Origin of the sequence: Actinomadura madurae (genome assembly GCF_900115095.1) — a bacterium.
Lineage (GTDB): Bacteria > Actinomycetota > Actinomycetes > Streptosporangiales > Streptosporangiaceae > Spirillospora > Spirillospora madurae.
On record NZ_FOVH01000001.1, the window covers coordinates 610,384 to 633,205 of the forward strand.

Here is a 22,822-nt window from a genome sequence, read left to right on the forward strand (position 1 = left end):
CGTGTCATGAGGACCGGTAGCCGGGGTAGCCGTAGCCGACGACGTCGTCGGCCGACCGCTTCTTGATCTGCACGGCGTTGCCGGTGTTGCCCTCGACCGCCTCGATGGCGCCGGCGTCGATCTTCTTGATCACCATGCCGACGTGCCGGATGTCGGTGACGTCCTTGCCGCCGTCCCAGGCGTAGAAGACGATCGCGCCGGGACGCGGCTCGGTGCCCCAGCGGCCGTGCTCCTTGAACCAGCGGGCGTGCGCGACCGTCCAGGCGTCGCTGCCGATCTGGTCGCCGAAGCCGATCTGCTCGCCCACCCAGGAGACGAACATGTCGCACCAGTTCGCGTCGCCGTAGCCGGCGAGGGAGCCGCCGTCGCGCGCGAGCGTCTCCTTCGCGCGCGACGTGCCCATGTACCACTTCTGGAACTTGGTCTCGCCGCCGCGGTCCTCCTCGACGCCCACCTGGGAGCGTGCGAGCTCGATGGCCTCGGCGGCGGTCGGCCGCGACGCGCCGGAGGGCTTCGCGGACGGCTTCCCGGGCGCCTTCGCGGCCGGCTTCTTCGGCACGCTCTTCCCCGGGGCGTTCTTGGCGGCCTTCCTGGCCCCGTCCTTGGACGAGTCCTTCGACGAGCCGCCGGGGGGCTTCTTGCCCGGGGCGTCCGCCGAGGTGGACGCGGCGGGGGCGGATCCGAACGGCAGGACCGACGCCTGCGCGGTGGCGGCGGCGGTGCCGAGCACGGCGGCGCCGACGATGAGGCCGCCGGTCGTCCGCCCGGTGAGGGGCAGGGAGCTCACCTTGCGATGCCTGCCCGGGGTCTTCTTGCGGTGTGCGCCTGGCACGCGGGGGTTCTCCTCGACTTCCATGCCGCCTACCGGGTTAGCTGACGGGTTCGGGCGTGGAAGCCGCCCTACGGCCCGCGGGCAGGCCGATTCACCCCGATGAGGACGTGATGGGTCCCCGGTTCCGCGTCGGCCGCGCATGGGGGCACGGCGGTCCGCGGACTCGGCGGTGGCGCCCCCGGGGGCGGGCGCGCCGGTTCGGATGGGGGGCCGCGGGCCCGGCGGCGCGCGTCGGCGCGGGTGCCCGCGGAGAGCAGGGGGAAGTGGGGCGTGGCCGCACGATGGGCGGCCACGCCCAGGTGATGCTGCGGAACTCACTCCTTCGCTTCTTCCAGACGCCTACCGGGTTAGCTGACGGGTTCGGGCGTGGAAGTGGCCCTACGGCGGGCTCCACCGGAACGGGGCCGGAAGAGACGCACCGATTCACCCCGGGTGCCGGACTCGTCCGGGAGGGTTCCCGGACCCCGCCGGCGTGGGTCCCCGGTTCCGCGCTGAGGCGGACTCGGCGCTGCCGCTGCGATCCTGGGGGCGATATGGGGCCCGGCGCGGGACCTGTCTCCCGCGTGCGAACGCGCGGCGCCTGTGTGTTGTGCTGCGGACGGCGGCCCGTCGCCGGGGGCCGTCCGGGGGCCGCCCGCGGACACCGCCGTGGCAGCGCTCTCAGCGCCATGCACGCTGCGGGCGTGCGCACGGGGGAACGGGAACGGCCGGGTCTCGCGTGGAGACCGCCGCGGCACTCTCGGGTGCCGCCGGACGACGCGTGGAGCGCGCCGTCCTCGGGGGGAGCGACGCGTGGCTCGCGCCGCCGTCACGCGGCGGCTGGATGCGCCGCGTGGGACCGAAGCGCCTGGTGGGCGCCGCGGGGCCATGGCGCCTGGAGGGCGCCGTGAGTGGTGACAAGGTACCAAAGCCCCAACAGAAGGCAAACCCCCCCAAAATCAACAACGGACCAGGTCAAGCCTGGTCCGTTGTCGGTGGAGGCTCCGGTGCGCCGCCGCGGCGGGCCCGGAGGGCGCGGGGTCAGGGGCGCCCGGCGCCGTAGTAGTTGCTCAGGTAGTAGCCCGAGGTGATGCTCACGATCTCGACGTTCTTGCCGGTGCGGGGAGCGTGGATCATCTTGCCGCCGCCCACGTAGATGCCCACGTGGCCGAGGCTGTTGAAGAACACCAGGTCGCCCTCCTGGAGGGCGCTCTTGGCGACGCGCTTGGTCGCGGCGTACTGGGAGTTGGTGGTCCGGGTGATGCTGACGCCCGCGGCCCCCCACGCCTTCATGGTCAGGCCGGAGCAGTCGTAGGAGTTCGGCCCCTCGGCGCCGTAGGAGTAGGGCTTGCCGAGCTGGGCGTAGGCGAAGTTGAGCGCCGTGCGGGCCGAGCCGCTCGCGGGCCCGGTGTAGGTGCCGCCGATGCCGCCACCGCCGCCGCCCGAGGAGGTTCCGCCGCCGAGCCGCCGCAGCAGCGCCTTCTGCTTCGCGACCTCCTTGTCGAGCTTCTGCTTCTGCTCCCTCAGCTCCTTGGTCTTCGCCTTCACGTCGTCGTAGGCCGCCTTGGCCTGCGCCTCCTCGCGGCGCAGCCGCTGGGCGGTGGCGAGGAACTGGGTGAGCTGGGAGCTGCGCTCCTGCGACAGGTGCGAGAAGACGGCCGCCTGGTCGAGGATGGCCTGCGGGTCGTTGCTGCCGACGAAGCCGGTCACGTCCGCGGAGTCGCCGTTCTTGTAGGCGGCGGCGGCCATCTTGGCGATCGCGGTGCGCTGCTCCTCGAAGGTCGCCTGCTCCTGCTTGCTCGCCTTGGTCGCGCTCTCGTACTTCTTCTTGGCGATCTTCAGCTTCTCGTTGAGCTGGTTGAACTGCTCGACCTTGTGGTCCATCTGCTCGCCGAGCTTGTCGAGCTTCTTCTGGACCTGCGCCCGGGTCGGCTTGGGGTCTGCGTGCGCCACCACCGGGGCGTAGGTAAGGGAGGCCGTCACGGTCAGGCAGGCGACGGCCGCCAGGCGGCGGGAGGTGCCCCGAATCGCCGAGCCGCCCCTCCGGTCACGCCCGCGCGCTGGTACCCCGATGAGATCATTGGCCACGGTCGGTCTCGCCCCTCTCGTCGACGACGTCAGCGGACGACATTAGCGACGGGCAACAGCCGTCACAACCGATTCGTCACTCTTTGATTGACATCTGCGAAGAGTGTCCACTTTTCGTGACGTCATGATCACTTAGTGCGAGGCTTCCCTTATGAGAGGCTTATGGGGACCTTATGACCGGCCCAGCCTGCGCAGCAGCAGCGAGGACGGGCACGGCCGCGCCTCCGCGCGGCGCGCCGCGTCGGCCACCTCCCGGTCGGACGACACCACGACCACCGAACGGCCCGGCGGCTCCGCCCGCACCAGCTCCCCGATCAGCTCGTCCGCCGTCTGCCCCGGGCGGCTGAACAGCACCCGGACGCCGCGCGGCGCCGCGATCGCCACCGGCGCGTCCAGCTCCGCGCCGTCGAACACGCACGTCACCTCCGCCCGGGTCTGCGCGGCGAGGCCGCCGAGCCCGGACAGCAGCCGGCTGCGCTGGTCCGACAGCGGCAGCTCCCCGTACCCGGTCTTGGTGACGTTGTAGCCGTCCACCACCAGGTGCACCTGCGGCAGCGTCAGCAGCCGGTCCAGGAGCTGCGGGTCGTTGTCCGACAGCGCCCGGCCCGGCAGCGCGCGGTGCGCCGGGCGGTCCGGCTCCAGCCCGCCCACCGCGTCGGCGGGGCGGCCGATCGTGGAGGGCAGGGCCAGCTCCCGGCGGACGCCCTGCGCCGCGTCCACGAGCGCGTCGAGGAGCATCCGCAGCCGGACGTCGTCGACGTTGCGCCCCTCGCGCGCCGCCCGCTTGGCCGCCTCGGCCGCGGCCTCCGCCTGCGCGGTCCGGGCGCGCAGCCTGCGCAGCTCCTTCTCGGACGCGGCGGTCGACTCGCGCGCGGCGGCCAGCTCGCGGCCGGCCTCCGCCGCGACCGCGTCCGCGCGCTCCTCCGCCGCCCGGAACCGCGTGCGCGCCTCGTGCAGCTTGCGGCGCAGCTCCGCCACCTCGGCCTTGGTCTCGCGCAGCTCCCCGCGCAGCTTGTCCAGCTCGGCGCCGCGGGCGGCGCGGGCGGCGGCCAGCTCCTGCTTGAGCGCGGCGACGCGGCGCTCGGCGGCCTCCTCCTCCGACGCGGTGGCGGACCGCTCCAGCTCCTCGCGCGCGGCCTCCACGAGCCCGGTCCAGCCCGCGGGACGCAGGAGGTAGCCCAGCACCGCGACCCGCACCGGGTCGGCGGCCGGCGGCACGTCGCCGTCCTCGACCGCCTCGGCGAGATCGGCCTGCGCCTCGCGCAGCGGCCCGGCGACCCGCCGCCGGAACCCCGCGTCCTTCTCCAGCATCGCGGCGATGTGCTGGCCCGCCAGCTTGGCGCGCTTGCGCCGCTCGAACCGCGCGAACCGGCGCAGCGGCGCGGGGACCTCCTCGGCCGGCAGCGTCCCGATCAGGTCGGCGGCGACCTCCACCACCCCCTGCCGCACGGCCTCGGGCATCGGCCGGCGCAGCCGCTCGGCACCGGACGGCTCGGGCGCCTCGCCGCCGGAAGTCGCTTCGGGGCCGCTGTCGATGATCCCGCTCCTTCCGGGCCGCCGGTGGCCTGTGTGTTTCCCGAGCACCCAATGCCCTAACCAGGGCGGACGCGTGACGCGCCGGCGCACCTCAACCCTAGCGGCACGCGGTTCTGTCGGTGGGGTCCTCTACGGTCGCGCTCATGACGGCTGCGCACGGCGTTCAGGGGGCCGGTGTACAGGGCACCCTGGACGACCTCGGCACCCCGCTGCACGAGGTCACCTTCGTCGTGGTCGACCTGGAGACCACCGGCGGCTCGGCCGCGGACTCGGCCATCACCGAGATCGGCGCGGTCAAGGTGCGCGGCGGGGAGGAGCTCGGCGAGCTCGGCACGCTGGTCGACCCGGGCGGGCCCGTCCCGCCGTTCATCACCGCGCTGACCGGCATCACCACGGCGATGGTGACGGCCGCCCCGCCGATCGAGTCGGTGCTGCCGGCCTTCCTGGAGTTCGCGCGCGGCTGCGTGCTCGTCGCGCACAACGCCTCGTTCGACATCGGGTTCCTCAAGGCCGCCTGCGCCGCGCACGGCTACGCCTGGCCCGCGTTCCCCGTCGTCGACACCGTCGACCTGGCGCGGCGCGTGCTGTCCCGCGACGAGGTGCCCAACTGCAAGCTCGGCACGCTGGCCCGCTTCTTCCGGACGTCCCACGAGCCGACGCACCGGGCCCTCGCCGACGCCCGCGCCACCGTCGAGGTGCTGCACGGCCTCATCGAGCGGATCGGCTCGTTCGGCGTCACCTCGCTGGAGGAGATGCGCGGCTTCGCCAAGGCCCCCACGCCGGAGCAGCGGCGCAAGCGCCACCTCGCCGACGACGTCCCGTCCGCCCCCGGCGTCTACCTGTTCGAGGACGACGCCGGCGAGGTCCTGTACGTCGGCAAGAGCGGCGACCTGCGCTCGCGGGTGCGCAACTACTTCACCGGGTCCGAGACGCGGTGGCGGGTCCGCGAGATGGTCGGGCTCGCCGAGAACGTCCGCACGATCGAGTGCGCCACCGGGCTGGAGGCCGAGGTCCGCGAGCTGCGGCTCATCGCCGAGCACAAGCCGCGCTACAACCGCCGCTCCAAGTTCCCCGAGCGGGCGATCTGGCTCAAGCTGACCGTGGAGCCGTTCCCGCGGCTGTCCATCGTCCGCGAGTGCCGCGCCGACGGCGCCCGCTACCTCGGGCCGATCTCCTCGCGCCGGCAGGCCGAGGAGGCCCGCGCGGCGCTGCACGAGGCCGTCCCGCTGCGGCAGTGCACGCAGCGGCTGACGCTCCGGCTGATCGAGCGCGGCACGGCACGCGTGTGCGCGCTCGCCGAGATCGGGCGCTGCGGCGCGCCGTGCGACGGCCGCGAGTCCGCCGACGCCTACGCCGTGCACGCCGGGACGGCCCGCTCGATCATGGAGGGCGACGTGCGTCCCGTGGTGGCCGCCGCGCAGGTCCGCATCGACCGGCTCGCGTCCGAGCTGCGCTACGAGGAGGCCGCCGCCCAGCGCGACCGGCTCGCCGCGTTCGTCCGCGCCGCGGCGCGCGGGCAGCGGCTCGCCGCGCTCGCCCGGCTCCCCGAGCTGGTGGCGGCCCGCCCCGCCTTCGACGGCGGGTGGGAGCTGTCGGTCGTGCGGTACGGCCGGCTCGCCGCGGCGGGGACCGTCCCGCCGCACGCCCGCCCCCGCCCCTACGTCGACGCGCTCATCGCGACCGCCGAGACGGTGTTCCCGCCCGCGGGCGAGGCGCCCGGCGGCGTCGCGCTCGGCGCGCCGCCGTCGGCCGGCGCCACCGCCGAGGAGATGGAGTGCGTGCTGCGCTGGCTCGACCTCCCCGGCGTCCGGCTGGTCGAGGTCGACGGGGCGTGGACGTGCCCGGCGCACGGCGCCGAGGGGCTGCGCGAGTGGATCGACCGTGCCTACGACACCGGCTACGAGCGGCGGGAGACGTCCCGTCGCGGGGCTGGCCGCCCACTAAGGTGACGACGTGGCACTGCCTCTGTACGACAGCCAGCCGGCCCGGCGCGTCCCGTGGGTGACGTACCTGCTGATCGCGGTCAATGTGGTCGTCTTCCTGCTCACGCCGATGTCCAACTTCGCCGCCTGGTACGGCGAGGGCTCCGTCCGCGAGTGCAAGGCGACGCACTTCACCTTCGAGTACGGCGCCGTGCCGAAGGAGCTGACCACAGGCGACAAGCAGCCCCTGCCGTCGGAGGTCGTGAACGACTGCGGGCCCGCGTCCTTCGACAAGGCGCCCTGGACGGCGGCGTTCACCTCGATGTTCCTGCACTCCGGCGCGCTGCACCTGCTGGGCAACCTGGTGTTCCTGTTCGTCGTGGGCATGGGCGTCGAGGACCGGCTCGGGCGATGGCGCTTCCTGCTCAGCTACCTGCTGTTCGGGCTCGTCGCCGTCTACGGGTTCGCCTGGACCTCGCCCGACTCCACCGTCCCGCTCATCGGCGCGTCCGGCGCGATCGCCGGCGTGATGGGCGCCTACGTGATCCTCAACCCGCGGGGCCGCGTCGTCAGCTGGGTGCCGCCGATCATCTTCATCCGGCTGCCGGTGTGGGTGGTGCTCGGGTACTGGTTCGTCCTGCAGTGGCTGTCGCTGGGCGACGAGGAGAGCAACGTGGCCTACACCGCGCACATCTACGGCTTCGTGGCCGGCCTGGTGTTCGCGCTCCTCGCCCGCCGCGCCGGCCCGGCCCGCCGCCTGGCCGCGCTCAGCCGCGGCTGAGCGGCCGCCCGCCCCCCGGTAGGGTCGGAGGGTCCGATCTCAGGGAGGGTGCAGTGGTCACTGCGATCGTGTTCGTCAAGGCCGACGTCGCGCGCATCCACGAGGTGGCCGAGACGATCGCCGCGCTGGACGGCGTCAGCGAGGTCTACTCCATCACCGGCGACCACGACCTCATGGCGATGGTCCGGGTGCGCCGCCACGAGGAGCTGAACGACATCATCCCGGGCCGGCTGAACAAGGTCCCCGGCATCGTCGGCACCGAGACGCACGTCGCGTTCCGCACCTACTCCCAGCACGACCTGGAGCAGGCCTTCTCCCTCGGCCTGCCCGACGCCGACTAGCGAAGGCCGCTCAACCCGCGCCGGCCGGACGACGCCGATCGGCCGGCGCCGGGCCGTCCGCTCACCGCGCGACCACGAGCCCGACGCCGTCGGCGCTGCACGGGCGGGCCGCGTAGCCGCGGCCTCCCCGGTAGACGGCGCCGGGGGGCCAGCTGGCGGTGTTGGACGCCATCACGCGGCCCGGGGCGTTGACGACGAACGCGGGCGCGGGGATCTCGCGCAGCGCCGGGACCACCTCGTTCTCGAACGTCCGGGCGAACACGTCGGCCGCGGCGACGCCGGCGAAGGCGCCCGCGACGAGCACGGGCGCCGACAGGGTGAGGACGTACTCGTCGCTGCACAGGTAGTCGACGTAGGGTCCGCAGACGGTCCGCTCGGCGCCGCTCTCCGGGCCGGTGAACCACTCCCACTCGGTGTAGTCGTACAGGGCGTTGCTCTCGGGGTTCAGGTCCCGCAGCAGCTGGACGGGGCTCCCCGCGGGGCCGGCCTGCCACCATTCCAGGTACCAGGCGGCGTCGGCGAGCAGCTGGGGTGCGGCGATGAACCCGATGCCGCAGATGAGCAGGCCGAGGTGCGCGGCCAGCAGCGGGCGCAGCTCGGCGAGATCGGCGCGGACGGGGGCGCGGCCACCGCGGCGGACGTCCTCCAGGCACCGGGCCGTCGCGTCGCGTACCAGGGTCACGGTCTCGAAGACGCCGTCCAGGGTCGCGCGGACGTGTGCCGCGGCCGCGCCGATCGCCGGTGGCTCGGCGGGCATGGGGTCCCCCTCGGGGTCAGAGTGCGAGCCGTCGTTCAATCAGACGTTCTACCGCATTCAAGACGTGACTTTCAGCTACATCGCGGGCCCGGGCCTCGTCGGCGTCCTCGATGGCGGCCACGATGCCGGCGTGCTCGGCGTCGACGCGGCCGCGCCGGTCCGGCAGGTCGTGCACGGCCCAGACCAGCGGCCCGATCTCGGCCTGCAGCCGGATCTCCTCGCGGGTGAGCCGGCCCGACTGGGACGCGGCCGCGACCTCCAGGTGCAGCCGGCCCTCCAGCCGGCACATGCCGTCGCCGGCCCCGGTGCCCGCCATCTCCTCCAGCGTGCGGCGCAGCCGCCGGACGTCGCCGGGCAGCGACCGGGCCGCGGCCAGGCGGGCGGCGGCCCCGGCGATGGCGGCGTAGTGGTCGCCGAGGTCGCGGAGCTCTTCAGCGCTGAGCGAACGCAGCCTTTCCTCAAGGTCGAAGGGCCTGGCAGGGGCCCGGACGAAGCTGCCGCCGCCCCGTCCCCGGCGCGTCTCGATGAGCCCCTGCTGACGCAAGGCCATCAGCGCTTCGCGTAGTGTGACCGTGGATACACCGAGATAGGCCGCGAGGTCGGTCTCGCTCGGCAGCTGCTCGCCGTCCCCGAGCAGGCCGAGCCCTATCGCGTCGGTGAGCCGCCGTACGACCGCGTGCACCCGTGCGGTGTTGTCGACGGGAGCGAACACGACAAGGTGCGCGTCGTCCATGGGCCCCCTCCCGGTGTTCACACAGTGATACCGGAACATCACTTGAACTAAAACCTATGACTCCATATGTTTCCGTTCATGCCGGCTTCAGCGGTGAGGATCCGCGATCTGCGCAAGACCTTCGGTGCCGTCGATGCGGTGGCGGGCGTCGACCTCGACATCGGGGACGGCGAGTTCTTCTCGATGCTCGGCCCCTCGGGGTCCGGGAAGACGACCGTGCTGCGGCTCATCGCGGGTTTCGAGCGGCCCACCGCCGGGACGATCGAGCTCGGCGGCGCGGACGTGACGGGGCTCGCCCCGTTCGACCGCGACGTCAACACCGTGTTCCAGGACTACGCGCTCTTCCCGCACCTGGACGTGCTCCGCAACGTCGAGTACGGCCTCAAGGTGCGGCGGGTGCCGAAGGCCAGGCGCCGTGAACGGGCGCTGGAGGCACTGCGCAGCGTCCGGCTCGGCGGCATGGAGTCGCGCCGTCCGGCCGAGCTGTCGGGCGGCCAGCGCCAGCGGGTCGCGCTCGCCCGCGCGCTGGTCAACGAGCCGAAGGTGCTGCTGCTGGACGAGCCGCTCGGCGCGCTCGACCTGAAGCTGCGCGAGGAGATGCAGGTCGAGCTGAAGAGCATCCAGCGGCGGGCCGGCATCACGTTCGTGTTCGTCACCCACGACCAGGAGGAGGCGCTGACCCTCAGCGACCGGGTCGCGGTCCTCGACCGCGGCCGGATCCAGCAGGTCGGCACCCCCGCCGAGGTCTACGAGCGTCCCGCCACCGAGTTCGTGGCGGGCTTCGTCGGGACGTCCAACCGCATCGGCGACGTCTGCGTCCGGCCGGAGAAGATCCACGTCGGCCTCGCGGACGGCGGGCCGGAGCCGCCGGACGGGCCGGGCACGGGGGACCGGGAGGCGTTCGGCACCGTCGCCGAGGTCGTCTACGCGGGCGCCGTGACCCGGTTCGTCATCGACCTGGAGTCGGGGGACCGGGTCACGGCGCTCCAGCAGAACCTGCGCACCTCCTCCATGGACGTGATGGCCCACCGCGGCGCGCGCGTCCGCGTCGGCTGGCATGAGGCGCACGAGTTCCACGTGGCGGGCGCCGGCACCGCGCCGGCGCCCGCTTCCTGAATCACCCGCAAGAACCTCCAAATCCCCCAAATAAGGAGTTCCCCATGTGGTCCACGCGCATGGCGCTCGCCGCCGCGGCGACGCTGGCGATCGGACTGACGGCCGCCGCCTGCGGCGGCGACTCGGGCGACAAGGCGAGCGGTGCCGGCCAGGGCGGCTTCACCGTCCCCAAGGTCCCGATGCGGCAGTCGCTCGGCGCCGGTGAGGGCCAGGTCAACCTGGTCGCCTGGGCCGGCTACGCCGAGGACGGCTCGAACGACCCGAAGGTGGACTGGGTCACCCCGTTCGAGAAGCAGACCGGCTGCAAGGTCAACACCAAGGTCGCCGGGACGTCCGACGAGATGGTGACGCTGATGAAGACCGGCGAGTACGACGCGGTCTCCGCGTCCGGCGACGCCTCGCTGCGGCTGATCGCCTCCGGCACGGTCGCGCCCGTGAACACCGGGCTCGTCCCGAACTACGCCGACGTCTTCGCGGGCCTGAAGATGAAGCCGTGGAACTCGGTGAACGGCGTCTCCTACGGCATCCCGCACGGCCGGGGCGCCAACCTGCTGATGTGGCGCACCGACAAGGTGAAGACCGCGCCCGACTCGTGGGGCGCGGTGTTCGACGCGAACTCCCCGTACAAGGGCAAGGTCACCGCGTACGACTCGCCCATCTACATCGCCGACGCCGCCCTCTACCTGATGGCGTCCAAGCCCGAGCTCGGCATCAAGAACCCGTACGCGCTCGACCAGAAGCAGTTCGACGCGGCCGTCGGGTTGCTGAAGACCCAGAAGGGGCTGGTCGGCGAGTACTGGTCGGACTACACCAAGGAGGTCCAGGCGTTCAAGAGCGGCGACTCCGTCCTCGGGACGACGTGGCAGGTCATCGCCAACCTCGCCGAGGCCGAGAAGGCGCCGGTCAAGGTGACGCTGCCCAAGGAGGGCTCCACCGGCTGGTCGGACACCTGGATGGTGGGCGCGAAGGCCAAGCACCCCAACTGCGCCTACAAATGGCTGGACTGGATCGTGTCGCCGAAGGTGAACGCGCAGGTCGCCGAGTGGTTCGGTGAGGCGCCGGCCAACGCCAAGGCGTGCGGGGAGACCGCGGCCAAGGACCACTGCGACATCTTCCACGCCACCGACGAGACCTACTTCTCCAAGGTGCACTTCTGGACGACGCCGATCGCGCAGTGCCTCGACGGGCGCAAGAACGTCACGTGCGTCGACTACTCCAAGTGGACCCAGGCGTGGACCACGATCAAGGGATGACCGCCCCCGCCCGGAAGGGCGGAGCGGACGGCCGCCCGGCGCCGGGACCCCGGCGCCGGGCGGCGGCCCTGCTGCACCGCCGGCCGCGGCTGCGGCTGTCGCTGCTGCTGTCCGCGCCGCTCGCCTGGCTGGTCGTCGTCTACCTCGGCGCCCTCGCCGCGATCTTCCTGACCGCGTTCTGGTCGACCGACGTCTTCACCGGCGAGGTCGTCCGGCGGTTCACGCTCGCCAACTTCCAGACCCTCCTGGACGAGCCGGTCTACCGGACGGTCGCACTGCGCAGCCTCGGCGTCGCGGTCGCCGTCACCGCCATCGACGCCGTGATCGGCTTCCCGATGGCGCTGTACATGGCCAAGGTCGCCAGGCCGCGGCACCGGCCGTACCTGATGATCGCGATCCTGGCCCCGCTGTGGGCCGCCTACCTCGTCAAGGCCTACGCGTGGCGGGTGATGCTGTCGCAGGGCGGCATCGTCGACGAGGTGCTCGGGCCGCTCGGGCTCTCCAGCCCCGGGTACGGCCTCCCGGCGACCGTGCTCGTCCTGTCCTACCTCTGGCTGCCGTACATGATCCTGCCCGTCTACACGGGCCTGGAGCGGCTCCCGGACTCACTGCTGGACGCGTCCGGCGACCTCGGCGCCCGGCCGCTGCGCACGTTCCGGTCCGTCATACTGCCGCTGGTCTTCCCGTCGCTGGTGGCCGGGTCGATCTTCACGTTCTCGCTGTCGCTCGGCGACTACATCACCGTGAAGATCGTCGGCGGCCGGAGCCAGCTGCTCGGCAACGTCGTCTACGACAACATCGGCGCCGCCAACAACCTGCCGTTCGCCGCCGCGGTCGCCACGATCCCGGTGGTGGTGATGCTCGGCTACCTCGCCGCGGCCCGCCGCACCGGCGCGCTCAGGGAGCTGTGATGATCTTCTCGCCGGCCACGCGCGCCGCGCTGCGCGCCCTGATGGCCCTCGGCCTCGCCGTCATCTACGTGCCGCTGCTGGTCGTGCTGGTCAACTCCGTCAACGCCGACCGGACGTTCGGCTGGCCGCCCACCGGGATCACCGGTCGGTGGTGGTCGCAGGCGCTGGACAACGAGGGCGCCCGGCAGGCCGTCCTCACCAGCGTCAAGGCCGGGCTCGGCGCGACGGCCATCGCGCTCGTCCTCGGCACGATGGCGGCGTTCGCGGTGTCGCGGTACCGGTTCTTCGGGCGGGAGACGGTGTCGCTGGTGGTCGTCTTGCCGATCGCGCTGCCCGGCATCGTCACCGGCATCGCGCTGAGCAACGCCTTCCAGGTCGTGCTCCAGCCGCTCGGCATCGGCCTGGGCCTGTTCACCGTCATCGTCGGGCACGCGACGTTCTGCGTCGTGACCATCTACAACAACGTGCTCGCGCGGCTCCGCCGGACCGGCACCAGCCTGGAGGAGGCGTCCGCCGACCTCGGCGCCGACACGTTCCAGACGTTCTGGTACGTGACGGTCCCGGCGCTGCGCTCGGCGATGGTCGCCGGCGGCCTGCTGTCGTTCGCGCTGTCCTTCGACGAGATCATCGTGACCACGTTCACCGCCGGGCCGGGCGCGCAGACCCTGCCGATCTGGATCTTCAGCAACCTGTTCCGCCCCAACCAGGCCCCCGTCGTCAACGTCCTGGCGGCGGCCCTGATCGTGCTCTCGGTCGTCCCGATCTACATCGCCCAGCGCGTGTCGTCGGGAGCCCGCAGCGTCACGTGACTAGGGCCGCAGGCTCTGGGAGGCGTCGATCCAGCGGTCCAGGAGGGTGCCGGCGGAGCCGGAGTCGACCGCGGCGGCGGCACGCTCGTAGGCGCCGCGCAGCCGCGCGGTCAGCTCGTCCGGGGCCGGCGTGCCGTCGTAGGCGGTGATGAGGGCGGCGGCGTTCAGCAGCACCATGTCGCGGACGGGTCCCGGCCCCCCGGCGAACGTCTCGCGCGCCACCCGCCCGTTGAAGGCCGCGTCGGCGCCGCGCAGGTCCTCCGGCTTCGCCGGCGGTATGCCGAGGTCGGCCGGGTCGAACGTCGTCTCCGTGGCCGTCCCGTCGCGGACGACCCACACCGTCGAGGTGCCGGTGGTGGTCAGCTCGTCCAGCCCGTCGTCGCCGCGGAACACCAGGGACGAGCAGCCGCGCGCCGCGAACACGCCCGCCATCACGCCCGCCATCCGCGGGTGGAACACCCCGACGGCCTGGGCGGCGGGGCGCGCCGGGTTCGTCAGCGGCCCGAGGAAGTTGAAGACCGTGGGCGTGCCGAGCTCGCTGCGGGTGCGCGAGGCGTACTTGAGCGCCGGGTGGTACAGGGGCGCGAAGCAGAACGTGATGCCGACCTCATCGGCGACCCGCGCGGTGGCCTCCGGGGGCAGGTCGATGGCGACGCCGAGGTGCTCCAGCAGGTCGGCGGCGCCGCACGAGGACGACGCGGCCCGGTTGCCGTGCTTGACGACCCGGACGCCCGCCGCCGCCGCGACCACCGCGGCCATCGTGGAGACGTTGACGGTGTGGGCGCGGTCGCCGCCCGTCCCGACGAGGTCGGCGATCGGCCCCGGCACGGCGATGCGGGTGGCGTTGTCCATCATGCCCTCGGCGAGGCCGGTGACCTCCTCCACCGTCTCGCCCTTGGCGCGCAGCGCGACCGCGAAGCCCGCGATCTGCGCGTCGGTGGCCTCCCCGGCCATGATGCTGTTCATGGCCCAGGAGGTCTCCTCGCTGGACAGCGATTCGCCCGACACGAGGGCGTTGAGCAGTGCGGGCCAGGTGGTGCGCGCGTCCATGGGTCCCTACCGGGTCGGGCGGATCGTCCGGGTTGGCTGCCGAGGGCCTGCGGCTACAGGGCCGGGAGGCGGTTCTCCAGGCGCCGGCGCATCAGGCCGGCGACCGCGTCCGCGAGGGCCATCGGGTCGATGGGCAGGCTCACGACCGCGTCGGCCCGGGACCAGGTGGCCAGCCAGCCGTCGTCGCGGCGGCCGATGACCGCGAGGACGGGCGGGCAGTCGTACACCTCGTCCTTGGCCTGCCGGCACACGCCGAGGCCGCCCGCCGGCTGGGCCTCGCCGTCCACGACCAGGACGTCGATCCCGCCGCGGTCGAGCCGCTCGACCACGGCCGGCTGCGTCGCGCACTCCTCGAACTCGACCTTCGGGAGGTCGGCGGCGGGGCGGCGGCCGACCGCCATCCGGATCTGTGCGCGCGTGTTCGCGTCGTCGCTGTAGACGAGAACCCTCATCGGGCTCTCCGGGGCGGTGCTCATGGACGTGAGGGTACCGGGTCGGGCGCCCGCGGACACGCGCGGGGAACTCTAGGAGGGGGGTCATGCGTCACTCACGGGATGGGGGCGCAATAATGCTGCCCGTGACAGCATCCGCGATAGAGACAACACCTCACGCACGGGCGAACCGTCCCAATCTGGTCAGCGTGGGGACGATCGTTTGGCTGTCGTCCGAGCTGATGTTCTTCGCGGCGCTGTTCGCGATGTTCTTCACGATCCGCTCTGTGACGATCGGCCAGTCCGGCCACGACGCGTGGCCGGGCGCCCCGCTGGACCTGCCGCTGTCCGCCGTCAACACGACCATCCTGGTGCTGTCCTCGGTGACCTGCCAGATGGGCGTGTTCAAGGCCGAGGCCGGAAAGGTCGGGCGCGACGGCGGCGTGCTGAACGTGGCGCGCTGGGGGCTGCGGGAGTGGTACGTCCTCTCGTTCCTCATGGGCGCCTACTTCGTCGCGGGGCAGGGGTTCGAGTACTACAACCTGGTCGTCCACGACGGCCTGACCTTCTCGTCCTCGGCCTACGGCTCGGTCTTCTACCTGGCCACCGGTTTCCACGGCCTGCACGTCATCGGCGGCCTCGTCGCCTTCCTGTTCCTCCTCGGGCGCACCTACGCCGCCAAGAGGTGGACGCACGAGCAGGCGACGAGCGCGATCGTCGTCTCCTACTACTGGCACTTCGTCGACGTGGTGTGGATCGGCCTGTTCTCGGTCGTTTACCTGCTCGACCTCTGACCCACCGACCCACCCGACCGACTTACCCGACGACATGACCCGAACGGGGATTTCCGTGAAAAGGATCACCGCATGGCGACGGCGCCCGTGGGCGGGCTACGCCGTCGTGCTGGCGGCCCTGGCGGCGATCGGCGTGATCTACGCCGGCTTCTCGCCGAACACTGACCGCGCCGAGGCGCAGGGCGCCGCCCAGGCGGCGCAGGACTTGAAGCACGGCCAGGAGCTGTTCAACAAGAACTGCGCGAGCTGCCACGGGCTGAACGGCGAGGGCACCAAGGACGCCAAGGGCAATCCGGTCGCCCCCAGCCTCATCGGCGTGGGCGCCGCGGCCGTCGACTTCCAGGTCAGCACAGGCCGCATGCCCGCGGCGAACCCTGGCGCGCAGATTCCGCGCAAGGAGCCGGTCCCCGCCTTCAACACCTCGATCAAGACCGACTACGAGGACCCGAAGGAGCGGGCGGAGGCCGAGCGGCAGAAGGCCGAGGCGGAGAAGAACCTGGCCGACCTGCGCGCCTACGTCGCCTCGCTCGGCGGCGGCCCCGAGGTCCCCCCGGCGTCGGCCGTCGACCCCGAGACCGGAGACGTCGCGCTCGGCGGGAAGCTGTTCCGCACCAACTGCGCCCAGTGCCACAACTTCACCGGGCAGGGCGGCGCCCTGACCGGCGGCAAGTACGCCCCGTCGCTGTCCGGGGACGACGTCACGCCCACCCAGATGTACGAGGCCATGCTGACCGGCCCGCAGGCGATGCCGGTGTTCAACGACACCACGCTCACGCCGAAGGACAAGCAGGCGATCATCGCCTACCTCGTCCAGACCCGCGAGGAGCCGAACCCGGGCGGCAACGGCCTCGGCCGGATCGGCCCGGTGAGCGAGGGCCTGGCCGGGTGGCTGGTCGGGATCGGCCTGCTGGTCCTGGCGGCCATGTGGATCACCGCGAAGAAGCCGAAGAAGCTGAAGAAGTCATGAGCGACGACAACAAGGACACCGCGGGCCGCCCCGGCTCCGGCGAGGAGGACGGCGGCCGGCGCGAACGCGTGATCGGCACGCCGTCCCCGGCGAGGGAGAAGGCGCTCCTCGCCGAGGACGACATCTCGGCGCCCGCGGGCGTGGGGGAGCAGCTCGACGAGGAGTCGGCCAAGCGCGCCGAGCGGATCGTCGCGACGCTGTTCCTCGTCGCGTTCGCCGCGAGCGTGGCGTTCATCGCCTACTTCATCGGCTGGAGCGGCCGCGACGGCGGCATGCACGGCGTGGTGCGGGCCCGCGAGTCCAACTTCTGGCTCGGCGGGACGATGGCCCTGTCGTTCCTCGCGATGGCGATCGGCGTCACCATCTGGGTGCGCCGGCTGATGACCAGCAAGCCCATCGTCCAGGAGCGGCACGAGATGGCCGCCGACGAGGAGACCAGGACCGCCTTCACCGAGGACTTCCTGGAGGGCGCCGAGGACAGCGGCATCACCAAGCGGCCGCTGCTGCGCCGCACGCTGCTGCTCGCCGCCGCGCCGCTCGGGCTGGCCCCGCTGGTGCTGCTGCGCGACCTCGGCCCGCTGCCGGAGAAGCGGCTCCGCCACACCTTCTGGGGCGAGGCCGTCAAGAAGGCGCAGGCCGAGGGCAAGAGGGGCGTCCGGCTGGTGGTGGACGGCACCAACAGGCCGCTGCGGGTCAGCGACTTCTCCACGCCCGGCAGCATGATCACCGTGCTGCCGGAGGGGATCGAGCACGACGTCCCCGAGGAGCAGGTGCTGACGCAGAACGCCAAGGCCGTCACGATCCTGATCAACGTCCCGCAGGAGCAGTTCAAGCCCGCCAAGGGCCGGGAGAACTGGCACATCAACGGGATCGTCGCCTACTCCAAGGTGTGCACGCACGTCGGCTGCCCCGCGGCCCTGTACGAGCAGACCACGCACCACATCCTGTGCCCGTGCCACCAGTCCACCTTCGACGCCACCGACGCGGCGAAGGTCATCTTCGGCCCGGCCGCCCGGCCGCTGCCGCAGCTGCCGCTGGCCGTCGAGGACGGGTACATCGTCGCGACGAGCGACTACCACGAACCGGTCGGCCCGAGCTTCTGGGAGCGCGGATGAGCGAGGCGACAGCTCCGAAGGCGGTCGAGGCCCCGCTGACGTTCCTCGACGACCGCCTCGGTTCCACCACCTTCTTCAAGCGGAACATGAAGAAGGTCTTTCCGGACCACTGGTCCTTCATGCTGGGCGAGATCGCCCTGTACTCCTTCGTCATCCTCCTGCTGACCGGGACGTTCCTGACGTTCTGGTTCAAGCCGAGCATGATGGAGGTCGTGTACGACGGCTCGTACACGAAGCTCCAGGGCGTGAAGATGTCCGAGGCCTACGCCTCGACGCTGCACATCAGCTTCGACGTGCGCGGCGGCCTGCTGATGCGGCAGATCCACCACTGGGCCGCGATCCTGTTCATGGCGTCGATCCTGGCGCACATGCTGCGGGTGTTCTTCACCGGCGCCTACCGCAAGCCGCGCGAGCTGAACTGGCTGATCGGCATCGGCATGTTCACGCTCGGCATGCTGGAGGGCCTGTTCGGGTACTCGCTGCCCGACGACCTGCTGTCCGGTACCGGGCTGCGCATCACGCAGGGCGTGGCGGAGTCGATCCCGGTCGTCGGCACCTACCTCTACATGTTCCTGTTCGGCGGCGAGTTCCCCGGCCAGGACATCGTGCCCCGCCTCTACGTGCTGCACATCCTGCTGATCCCGGGGCTGCTCCTCGGCATGGTCACCGCGCACATGATGATCATGTGGGTGCAGAAGCACACGGCGATGCCGGTGAAGAACCAGACCGAGCAGCAGGTGTACGGCTACCCGTTCTACCCGGTCTTCATGGCCAAGACGGGCGCCTACTTCCTGTTCACGTTCGGCGTCCTGGCGCTGCTCGGCGCGTTCGCCCAGATCAACCCGATCTGGCTGTTCGGCCCGTACGATCCCGGCGCGATCTCCTCGGGCTCCCAGCCCGACTGGTACATGGGCGTCCTCGAAGGGGCGCTGCGCATCATGCCGAACTGGGAGATCAGCGCCTGGGGCCACACGCTGAGCCTCAACGTGCTGATCCCGGCGCTGGTGCCGCTCGGCATCGTGTTCGGCGGCGCGGCGGCCTGGCCGTTCGTCGAGCAGTGGGTGACCGGCGACAAGCGGCACCACCACGTCAACACCCGGCCGCGCAACGCCCCCGTCCGCACGGCGACCGGAATGGCGGCGGTCGCCTTCTACGGCCTGCTGTGGCTCGCCGGCGCGAACGACGTCCTCGCGGAGAAGTTCCACGTCTCGCTGTTCGCGACGACATGGTTCTTCCGGGTCGCGTTCTTCGTCGGGCCGTTCCTGGCGTTCGTCTTCACCAAGCGCATCTGCCTGGGGCTGCAGCGCAAGGACGCGGACATCATCGGGCACGGCGTGGAGAGCGGCGTGATCATGATGTCGCCGGACGGGAAGTTCTCCGAGCGGCACGAGGCGGCCCGCGAGGAGGAGAAGGTCGTCATCCTCTCCAAGGAGAACACCCGGCCGGAGGCCCCGGCGCGCGACGCCGCCGGGATCCCGGCGCCCGGCGCCAAGGGCCCGCTCGGGCACCTGCGCTCGCGGCTCAACCGCGCCTGGACCTTCGACGACATCCCGGTCGAGGAGCACGGGGACGGCCACGAGGAGCACAGGGAGCTCGAGAGCGGCGCGACGTCGCACGAGATCAGGCATTGACCGCCGATCGGCGAGGGCCCGTCACCGCACCGGCGGTGGCGGGCCCTTCCGCGTGCCGGGCGGTCCGTATGCTGGCCGGACGATGACCCGGACCCTGATCGTCACCAACGACTTCCCGCCCCGCCCCGGCGGCATCCAGGCGTTCGTGCACGGCCTCGCCGTGCGCCGCCCGCCCGGCTCGGTGGTCGTCTACGCCCCGGCCTGGAAGGGCGCCGCGGAGTTCGACGCGGCGCAGCCGTTCCCGGTCGTCCGGCATCCGGGCTCGCTGATGCTGCCGGAGCCGGGGGTGCTGCGCCGGGCGGCGGACGTGCTGCGCGCGGAGCGCTGCGACTCCGTCGTGTTCGGCGCGGCGGCGCCGCTCGGCCTCCTGGCCCCGGCCCTGCGCCGCCGCGGCGCCGGCCGCCTCGTCGGGATCACCCACGGCCACGAGGCGGCCTGGGCGACGCTGCCGGTAGCGCGGACCGTGCTCGGGCGCATCGGAGACAACCTGGACGTCCTGACCTACCTGGGCGAGTACACGAGGTCCCGGATGGCGCGCGTCCTGCCGCCGGACGCGGCGGCGCGGATGGCGCGCCTCGCCCCCGGCGTGGACGAGACACTCTTCCACCCGGGCGCCGGCGGCGCGGACGTCCGCGCCCGGCACGGCCTGACCGACCGCCCGGTCGTGGTCTGCGTGTCCCGCCTGGTGCCGCGCAAAGGCCAGGACGCCCTGATCCGCGCCTGGCCGCACATCCTCCGCGAGGCACCGGACGCCGCGCTCCTTCTCGTGGGAGGCGGCCCGTACCGCCGTGACCTGGAACGCCTGGCGGAGTCCCTCGACGTGACGCGCTCGGTCGTCTTCACCGGAGGCGTCCCCTGGGAGGAACTGCCCGCGCACTTCGACGCGGGCGACGTCTTCGCGATGCCGTGCCGCACCCGCCGCCGCGGCCTCGACGTCGAGGGCCTCGGCATCGTCTACCTGGAAGCGTCGGCGACCGGCCTGCCGGTGGTGGCGGGCGACTCGGGCGGCGCCCCTGACGCCGTCCTGGACGGCGAAACGGGAATGGTCGTCGACGGCCGCTCCGTCCGGCGCATCGCCGAGTCCGTGTCGACCCTGCTCACCAACCCCGACCACGCCCGCGCAATGGGCGAAAAGGGGCGCGCGTGGGTCGAACGCGAATGGCGCTGGGAGATCCAGGCAAACCGCCTGGAAGAACTGCTCACGTGAATTCACCGGCTCCGGGACAAGGACCCGCCCCCGCGCCGTAGGCAGGTCCCCGCCCCGAAACCGGCGGTCAAAAGGGCGGCAGATTCACATGGACCAGTACGGTCCATGCGCACTTACCGCAGCCACCGCCGCAACCACGCGACGACCTCAATGGTCGCGATCGCGTCCGAAGGCAGGTTCGAGCTTGCGAGAACCTGATCGCGCAGCGAGCCGCTAGGCGAGCCGGAGCGATGCAGCGATCGCCCAGTGCCCGACGATGGAGGGCCGCCAAGGCCCGAAGGAGGAGGGCACTGCAATGAACACAGCGCGTTGGTTTGGGTTGGGGCGCCCCAAGCGCCCCAACCCAAACCAACGCCGGAGACACAGCCCCGCCCCCGGAGACCGGTTCCACGCGGACGCCCCTGCCGAGGTGGGGTCGGTGTGATCCGCTGCCGAGCGGCCCGGCGCCCCTGTGGGGGAGAACCTGGAGATGGGCGCGCCGCGTGGGCCGGCCGGCGGGGTCGGATCGTGTCCGTGTGGTCGGGAGCGCGGGGCACGGCCCCGGCATCCGGCACCGCTGGGGCCCGGCCCCGCGACGGTGCCCGACCGTGGACGCGCGGGAGGCCTGTCAGTGCCCCTGGGCTGATCCCTTGTCGCGGTGATCGTGTCATCGGGGCCACCTCCTGCCGCTGCTGCGTCCTCGGTCGTTGACGTTCTCGACGTTAGGGCCCGCCCGGCGGGACGGCACCACCCTTAAAGCGCGTTTAAGGGGCGGATCATCCGTCGCTAAGCCGCCTTCCGGTTCCGGCCAGGGAAACCGGCAAGTCGTGCATGTACGGAGCAATCGGACGCTGAAAGGATCAAGCTCCGGGTGGGTGGCGGGAGGAGGGCGCATGCGCTCGCGGGGACTTGTGGTGCTGGCGGGGACACTGGCGGTCGTGCTGGTGGCGGGCCTGACGACCGGCTGGCTGCTGCGGCGGGGCCGCGGCGGCAGCGCGGCGGGGGTGGCCGAGGCCTACTTCGCCGCCTGGCGGGACGGCGACCTGGAGGAGATGCGCGAGCTCGTGGCCGATCCGCCCGCCGACTTCGCCGCCCAGCACCGGACGCTGTCGCGCGGGCTGCGGGTCAACGCGATCGCGCTGGAGCCGCGTCCCGTCACCGCGTCCGGGCGGGACGCGGCGGCGGCGGAGTTCACGGTCACCCGCTCGCTGGCCGACCACGGCGACTGGTCGTTCCGGTCGGTGCTGCGGCTCGGCCGGGTGGACGGCCGGTGGCGGGTGCTGTGGTCGCCGTCCACGCTCTACCCGGGGCTCAAGGGGAAGGGGGCGTGGTCGCTCGGCCAGGTGCGCGTCCCCGCCGTGCGACTCACCGCGCACGACGGCCGGCCGCTGCCCGAGGACGGGCCGCTCGCCCCCTACCTCGCCGAGATCATGGCGAACCTGGGCGAGGACGAGGACCAGGCCGGGTGGGCCGTCGAGCTGCGCGACGGCGGCAGGCCGCTGCAGCTGGTGAAGGTGTTCGGCGTGAAGAAGAGCCGGACGATCCGGACCACGCTGGACCGGTCGCTGCAGGCGGCGGCGGAGAAGGCGGTCGCCGCCGCGCCCGGCCAGGCCGCGATCGTGGCCGTCCGGCCGTCCAGCGGGGAGATCCTCGCGGTGGCGGACGAACTCGGCGGGCTCGGCGCGTTCACCGGCCTCTACCCGCCCGGCTCGACGTTCAAGGTCGTCACCGCGGGCGCGCTCGTCGCGGACGGGGCGGGGGCCGGCACCGGCGCCGACTGCCCCGCCTCGGTGGTCACCGCGCAGCGGACGATCCGCAACGACGACGACCACGCGCTCGGGCGCACGACATTGCGCGGCGCCTTCGCCGCGTCCTGCAACACGACGTTCGCCCGGCTCGGCGTGGAGCGGCTCGGCGCGGCGAAGCTGGCGGCGAGCGCCCGCCGCTTCGGGTTCGGCGCCCCGATCGCCCCGGGCGTCGGGGCCGCGCGGGGCGGCTTCCCCGATCCGCGGAGCGGCGCGGAACTGGCCGAGGCGTCGATCGGGCAGGGCCGCGTCCAGGCCAGCCCGCTGCTGATGGCTACGGTCGCCGCGGCCGTGGCGGACGGCTCCTGGCGGGCGCCGAGGCTGCTGCCGGAGAAGCTGGTCCGCGAGGACGGGGGAGAGCGACCGCGCCCCCGCCCGGTGCCCGGAACGCCCGCGCTCGGCACGATGATGCGGGCGGTGGTCACCGAGGGCACCGCCGCGCGCGCCGGGCTGCCGGACGCGGTGGCGGGCAAGACCGGGACCGCCGAGTTCGGCGGCGGGAGCCACGCCTGGTTCATCGGCTACCGGGCGAACGTCGCCTTCGCGGTCTTCGTCTCGGCCGGCGGCTCGGGCCCGAAGGTGGCGGCCCCGCTCGCCGCCCGCTTCCTGAAGGCGGCCGGCTGACCGGGTGCGGCCCGGCGAGATTTTTTTCTCGCCCCCGCCCGGCGGGTGGCGGAGGCGACGTCCGATGCGCCCGGACGGTTTTGATCGTTCCGGGCTTGTTCCGAGCGCTATCGCGATGTCGCAGGTGGCCGCGCATTTCGGCAGAGGAATGGCGGCCGCGC

The 22,822-nt window shown here is 72.6% G+C and carries 20 protein-coding genes and 2 riboswitches; of the genes, 13 read left to right on the forward strand and 7 right to left on the reverse strand.

Annotated features, from left to right (window positions below):
• Positions 1–4: 4 nt before the first annotated feature.
• The 3 genes from BM339_RS02930 to BM339_RS02940 all read right to left on the reverse strand — a co-directional run bounded on the left by BM339_RS02930 (position 5) and on the right by BM339_RS02940 (position 4,483).
• Positions 5–832 (reverse strand): CHAP domain-containing protein, encoded by an 828-nt coding sequence (locus tag BM339_RS02930; RefSeq protein ID WP_256255186.1) that lies wholly within the window; start codon positions 830–832, stop codon positions 5–7.
• A 10-nt stretch (positions 833–842) separates the two neighbouring features.
• Positions 843–977, reverse strand: a riboswitch (cyclic di-AMP (ydaO/yuaA leader).
• 176 nt (positions 978–1,153) lie between these two features.
• Positions 1,154–1,350: riboswitch (cyclic di-AMP (ydaO/yuaA leader) on the reverse strand.
• Between the two features lie 502 nt (positions 1,351–1,852).
• Complete coding sequence (locus BM339_RS02935; protein ID WP_021599987.1) at positions 1,853–2,794, reverse strand: C40 family peptidase; 942 nt, start codon at positions 2,792–2,794, stop codon at positions 1,853–1,855.
• Between the two features lie 276 nt (positions 2,795–3,070).
• Entirely contained in the window at positions 3,071–4,483 is a 1,413-nt protein-coding gene (locus BM339_RS02940) for an NYN domain-containing protein (RefSeq protein ID WP_024936556.1), read from the reverse strand.
• Between the two features lie 95 nt (positions 4,484–4,578).
• On the opposite strand from BM339_RS02940, the gene BM339_RS02945 reads away from it, so the two are divergent.
• Genes BM339_RS02945 through BM339_RS02955 form a run of 3 tightly spaced genes read left to right on the forward strand, consistent with a single transcriptional unit; the run spans position 4,579 to position 7,479 of the window.
• Positions 4,579–6,384 carry a DEDD exonuclease domain-containing protein gene (locus BM339_RS02945; protein ID WP_075019818.1) on the forward strand — a complete coding sequence of 602 codons (1,806 nt, stop codon included), beginning with the start codon at positions 4,579–4,581 and terminating at the stop codon, positions 6,382–6,384.
• Positions 6,385–6,388: 4 nt separating this feature from the next.
• Positions 6,389–7,138: a rhomboid family intramembrane serine protease gene (locus tag BM339_RS02950; RefSeq protein WP_021597608.1), complete on the forward strand. Its 750-nt coding sequence runs from the start codon at positions 6,389–6,391 to the stop codon at positions 7,136–7,138.
• Between the two features lie 53 nt (positions 7,139–7,191).
• Positions 7,192–7,479: an Lrp/AsnC family transcriptional regulator gene (locus tag BM339_RS02955; RefSeq protein WP_021597607.1), complete on the forward strand. Its 288-nt coding sequence runs from the start codon at positions 7,192–7,194 to the stop codon at positions 7,477–7,479.
• Between the two features lie 61 nt (positions 7,480–7,540).
• Here the strand turns inward: BM339_RS02955 and BM339_RS02960 are convergent, their stop codons facing one another.
• Both BM339_RS02960 and BM339_RS02965 read right to left on the reverse strand, forming a co-directional pair.
• Positions 7,541–8,236 carry a PDC sensor domain-containing protein gene (locus tag BM339_RS02960; protein WP_021597606.1) on the reverse strand — a complete coding sequence of 232 codons (696 nt, stop codon included), beginning with the start codon at positions 8,234–8,236 and terminating at the stop codon, positions 7,541–7,543.
• 16 nt (positions 8,237–8,252) lie between these two features.
• On the reverse strand, positions 8,253–8,969 hold the full coding sequence (locus tag BM339_RS02965) for a FadR/GntR family transcriptional regulator (RefSeq protein WP_075019819.1): 717 nt from the start codon (positions 8,967–8,969) through the stop codon (positions 8,253–8,255).
• Positions 8,970–9,047: 78 nt separating this feature from the next.
• Here BM339_RS02965 and BM339_RS02970 point away from each other — a divergent pair, with 78 nt between their 5' ends.
• From BM339_RS02970 to BM339_RS02985, 4 genes are read left to right on the forward strand one after another with little or no spacing between them, the layout of a single operon-like run.
• The gene (locus BM339_RS02970) at positions 9,048–10,085 is read left to right on the forward strand and encodes an ABC transporter ATP-binding protein (protein ID WP_024936753.1); all 1,038 of its coding nucleotides are present in this window, start codon (positions 9,048–9,050) and stop codon (positions 10,083–10,085) included.
• Positions 10,086–10,129: 44 nt separating this feature from the next.
• Positions 10,130–11,338: an ABC transporter substrate-binding protein gene (locus BM339_RS02975; protein ID WP_021597603.1), complete on the forward strand. Its 1,209-nt coding sequence runs from the start codon at positions 10,130–10,132 to the stop codon at positions 11,336–11,338.
• The gene (locus BM339_RS02980) at positions 11,335–12,249 is read left to right on the forward strand and encodes an ABC transporter permease (protein ID WP_021597602.1); all 915 of its coding nucleotides are present in this window, start codon (positions 11,335–11,337) and stop codon (positions 12,247–12,249) included. Before BM339_RS02975 ends, BM339_RS02980 begins: the two co-directional genes overlap by 4 nt.
• Positions 12,249–13,058, forward strand: a complete 810-nt coding sequence (locus tag BM339_RS02985; protein WP_075019820.1) for an ABC transporter permease — start codon at positions 12,249–12,251, stop codon at positions 13,056–13,058. Before BM339_RS02980 ends, BM339_RS02985 begins: the two co-directional genes overlap by 1 nt.
• Here BM339_RS02985 and trpD read toward each other — a convergent pair whose 3' ends face one another.
• Together trpD and BM339_RS02995 are read right to left on the reverse strand one after the other, a co-directional pair.
• Positions 13,059–14,108 carry an anthranilate phosphoribosyltransferase gene (gene trpD / locus BM339_RS02990; RefSeq protein WP_021597600.1) on the reverse strand — a complete coding sequence of 350 codons (1,050 nt, stop codon included), beginning with the start codon at positions 14,106–14,108 and terminating at the stop codon, positions 13,059–13,061.
• Positions 14,109–14,161: 53 nt separating this feature from the next.
• A complete protein-coding gene (locus BM339_RS02995; protein WP_024936752.1) occupies positions 14,162–14,584 on the reverse strand; it encodes a response regulator transcription factor in 423 nt (140 codons plus the stop codon).
• A 92-nt stretch (positions 14,585–14,676) separates the two neighbouring features.
• Here BM339_RS02995 and ctaE point away from each other — a divergent pair, with 92 nt between their 5' ends.
• The 6 genes from ctaE (at position 14,677) to BM339_RS03025 (ending at position 22,661) form a co-directional block, all read left to right on the forward strand.
• Entirely contained in the window at positions 14,677–15,333 is a 657-nt protein-coding gene (ctaE, locus tag BM339_RS03000; RefSeq protein WP_024936751.1) for an aa3-type cytochrome oxidase subunit III, read from the forward strand.
• Between the two features lie 55 nt (positions 15,334–15,388).
• Positions 15,389–16,300, forward strand: a complete 912-nt coding sequence (gene qcrC, locus BM339_RS03005) for a cytochrome bc1 complex diheme cytochrome c subunit (RefSeq protein ID WP_021597597.1) — start codon at positions 15,389–15,391, stop codon at positions 16,298–16,300.
• Positions 16,297–17,415, forward strand: a complete 1,119-nt coding sequence (gene qcrA, locus BM339_RS03010; protein WP_021597596.1) for a cytochrome bc1 complex Rieske iron-sulfur subunit — start codon at positions 16,297–16,299, stop codon at positions 17,413–17,415. The genes qcrC and qcrA overlap by 4 nt, the downstream gene beginning before the upstream one ends.
• Positions 17,412–19,046 (forward strand): cytochrome bc1 complex cytochrome b subunit, encoded by a 1,635-nt coding sequence (gene qcrB, locus BM339_RS03015; protein WP_075019821.1) that lies wholly within the window; start codon positions 17,412–17,414, stop codon positions 19,044–19,046. The genes qcrA and qcrB overlap by 4 nt, the downstream gene beginning before the upstream one ends.
• 82 nt (positions 19,047–19,128) lie before the next feature.
• Positions 19,129–20,253 carry a glycosyltransferase family 4 protein gene (locus BM339_RS03020; RefSeq protein ID WP_075019822.1) on the forward strand — a complete coding sequence of 375 codons (1,125 nt, stop codon included), beginning with the start codon at positions 19,129–19,131 and terminating at the stop codon, positions 20,251–20,253.
• 872 nt (positions 20,254–21,125) lie between these two features.
• Positions 21,126–22,661, forward strand: coding sequence for a penicillin-binding transpeptidase domain-containing protein (locus BM339_RS03025; RefSeq protein ID WP_075019823.1), 1,536 nt, complete (start codon positions 21,126–21,128; stop codon positions 22,659–22,661).
• Positions 22,662–22,822: the final 161 nt, after the last annotated feature.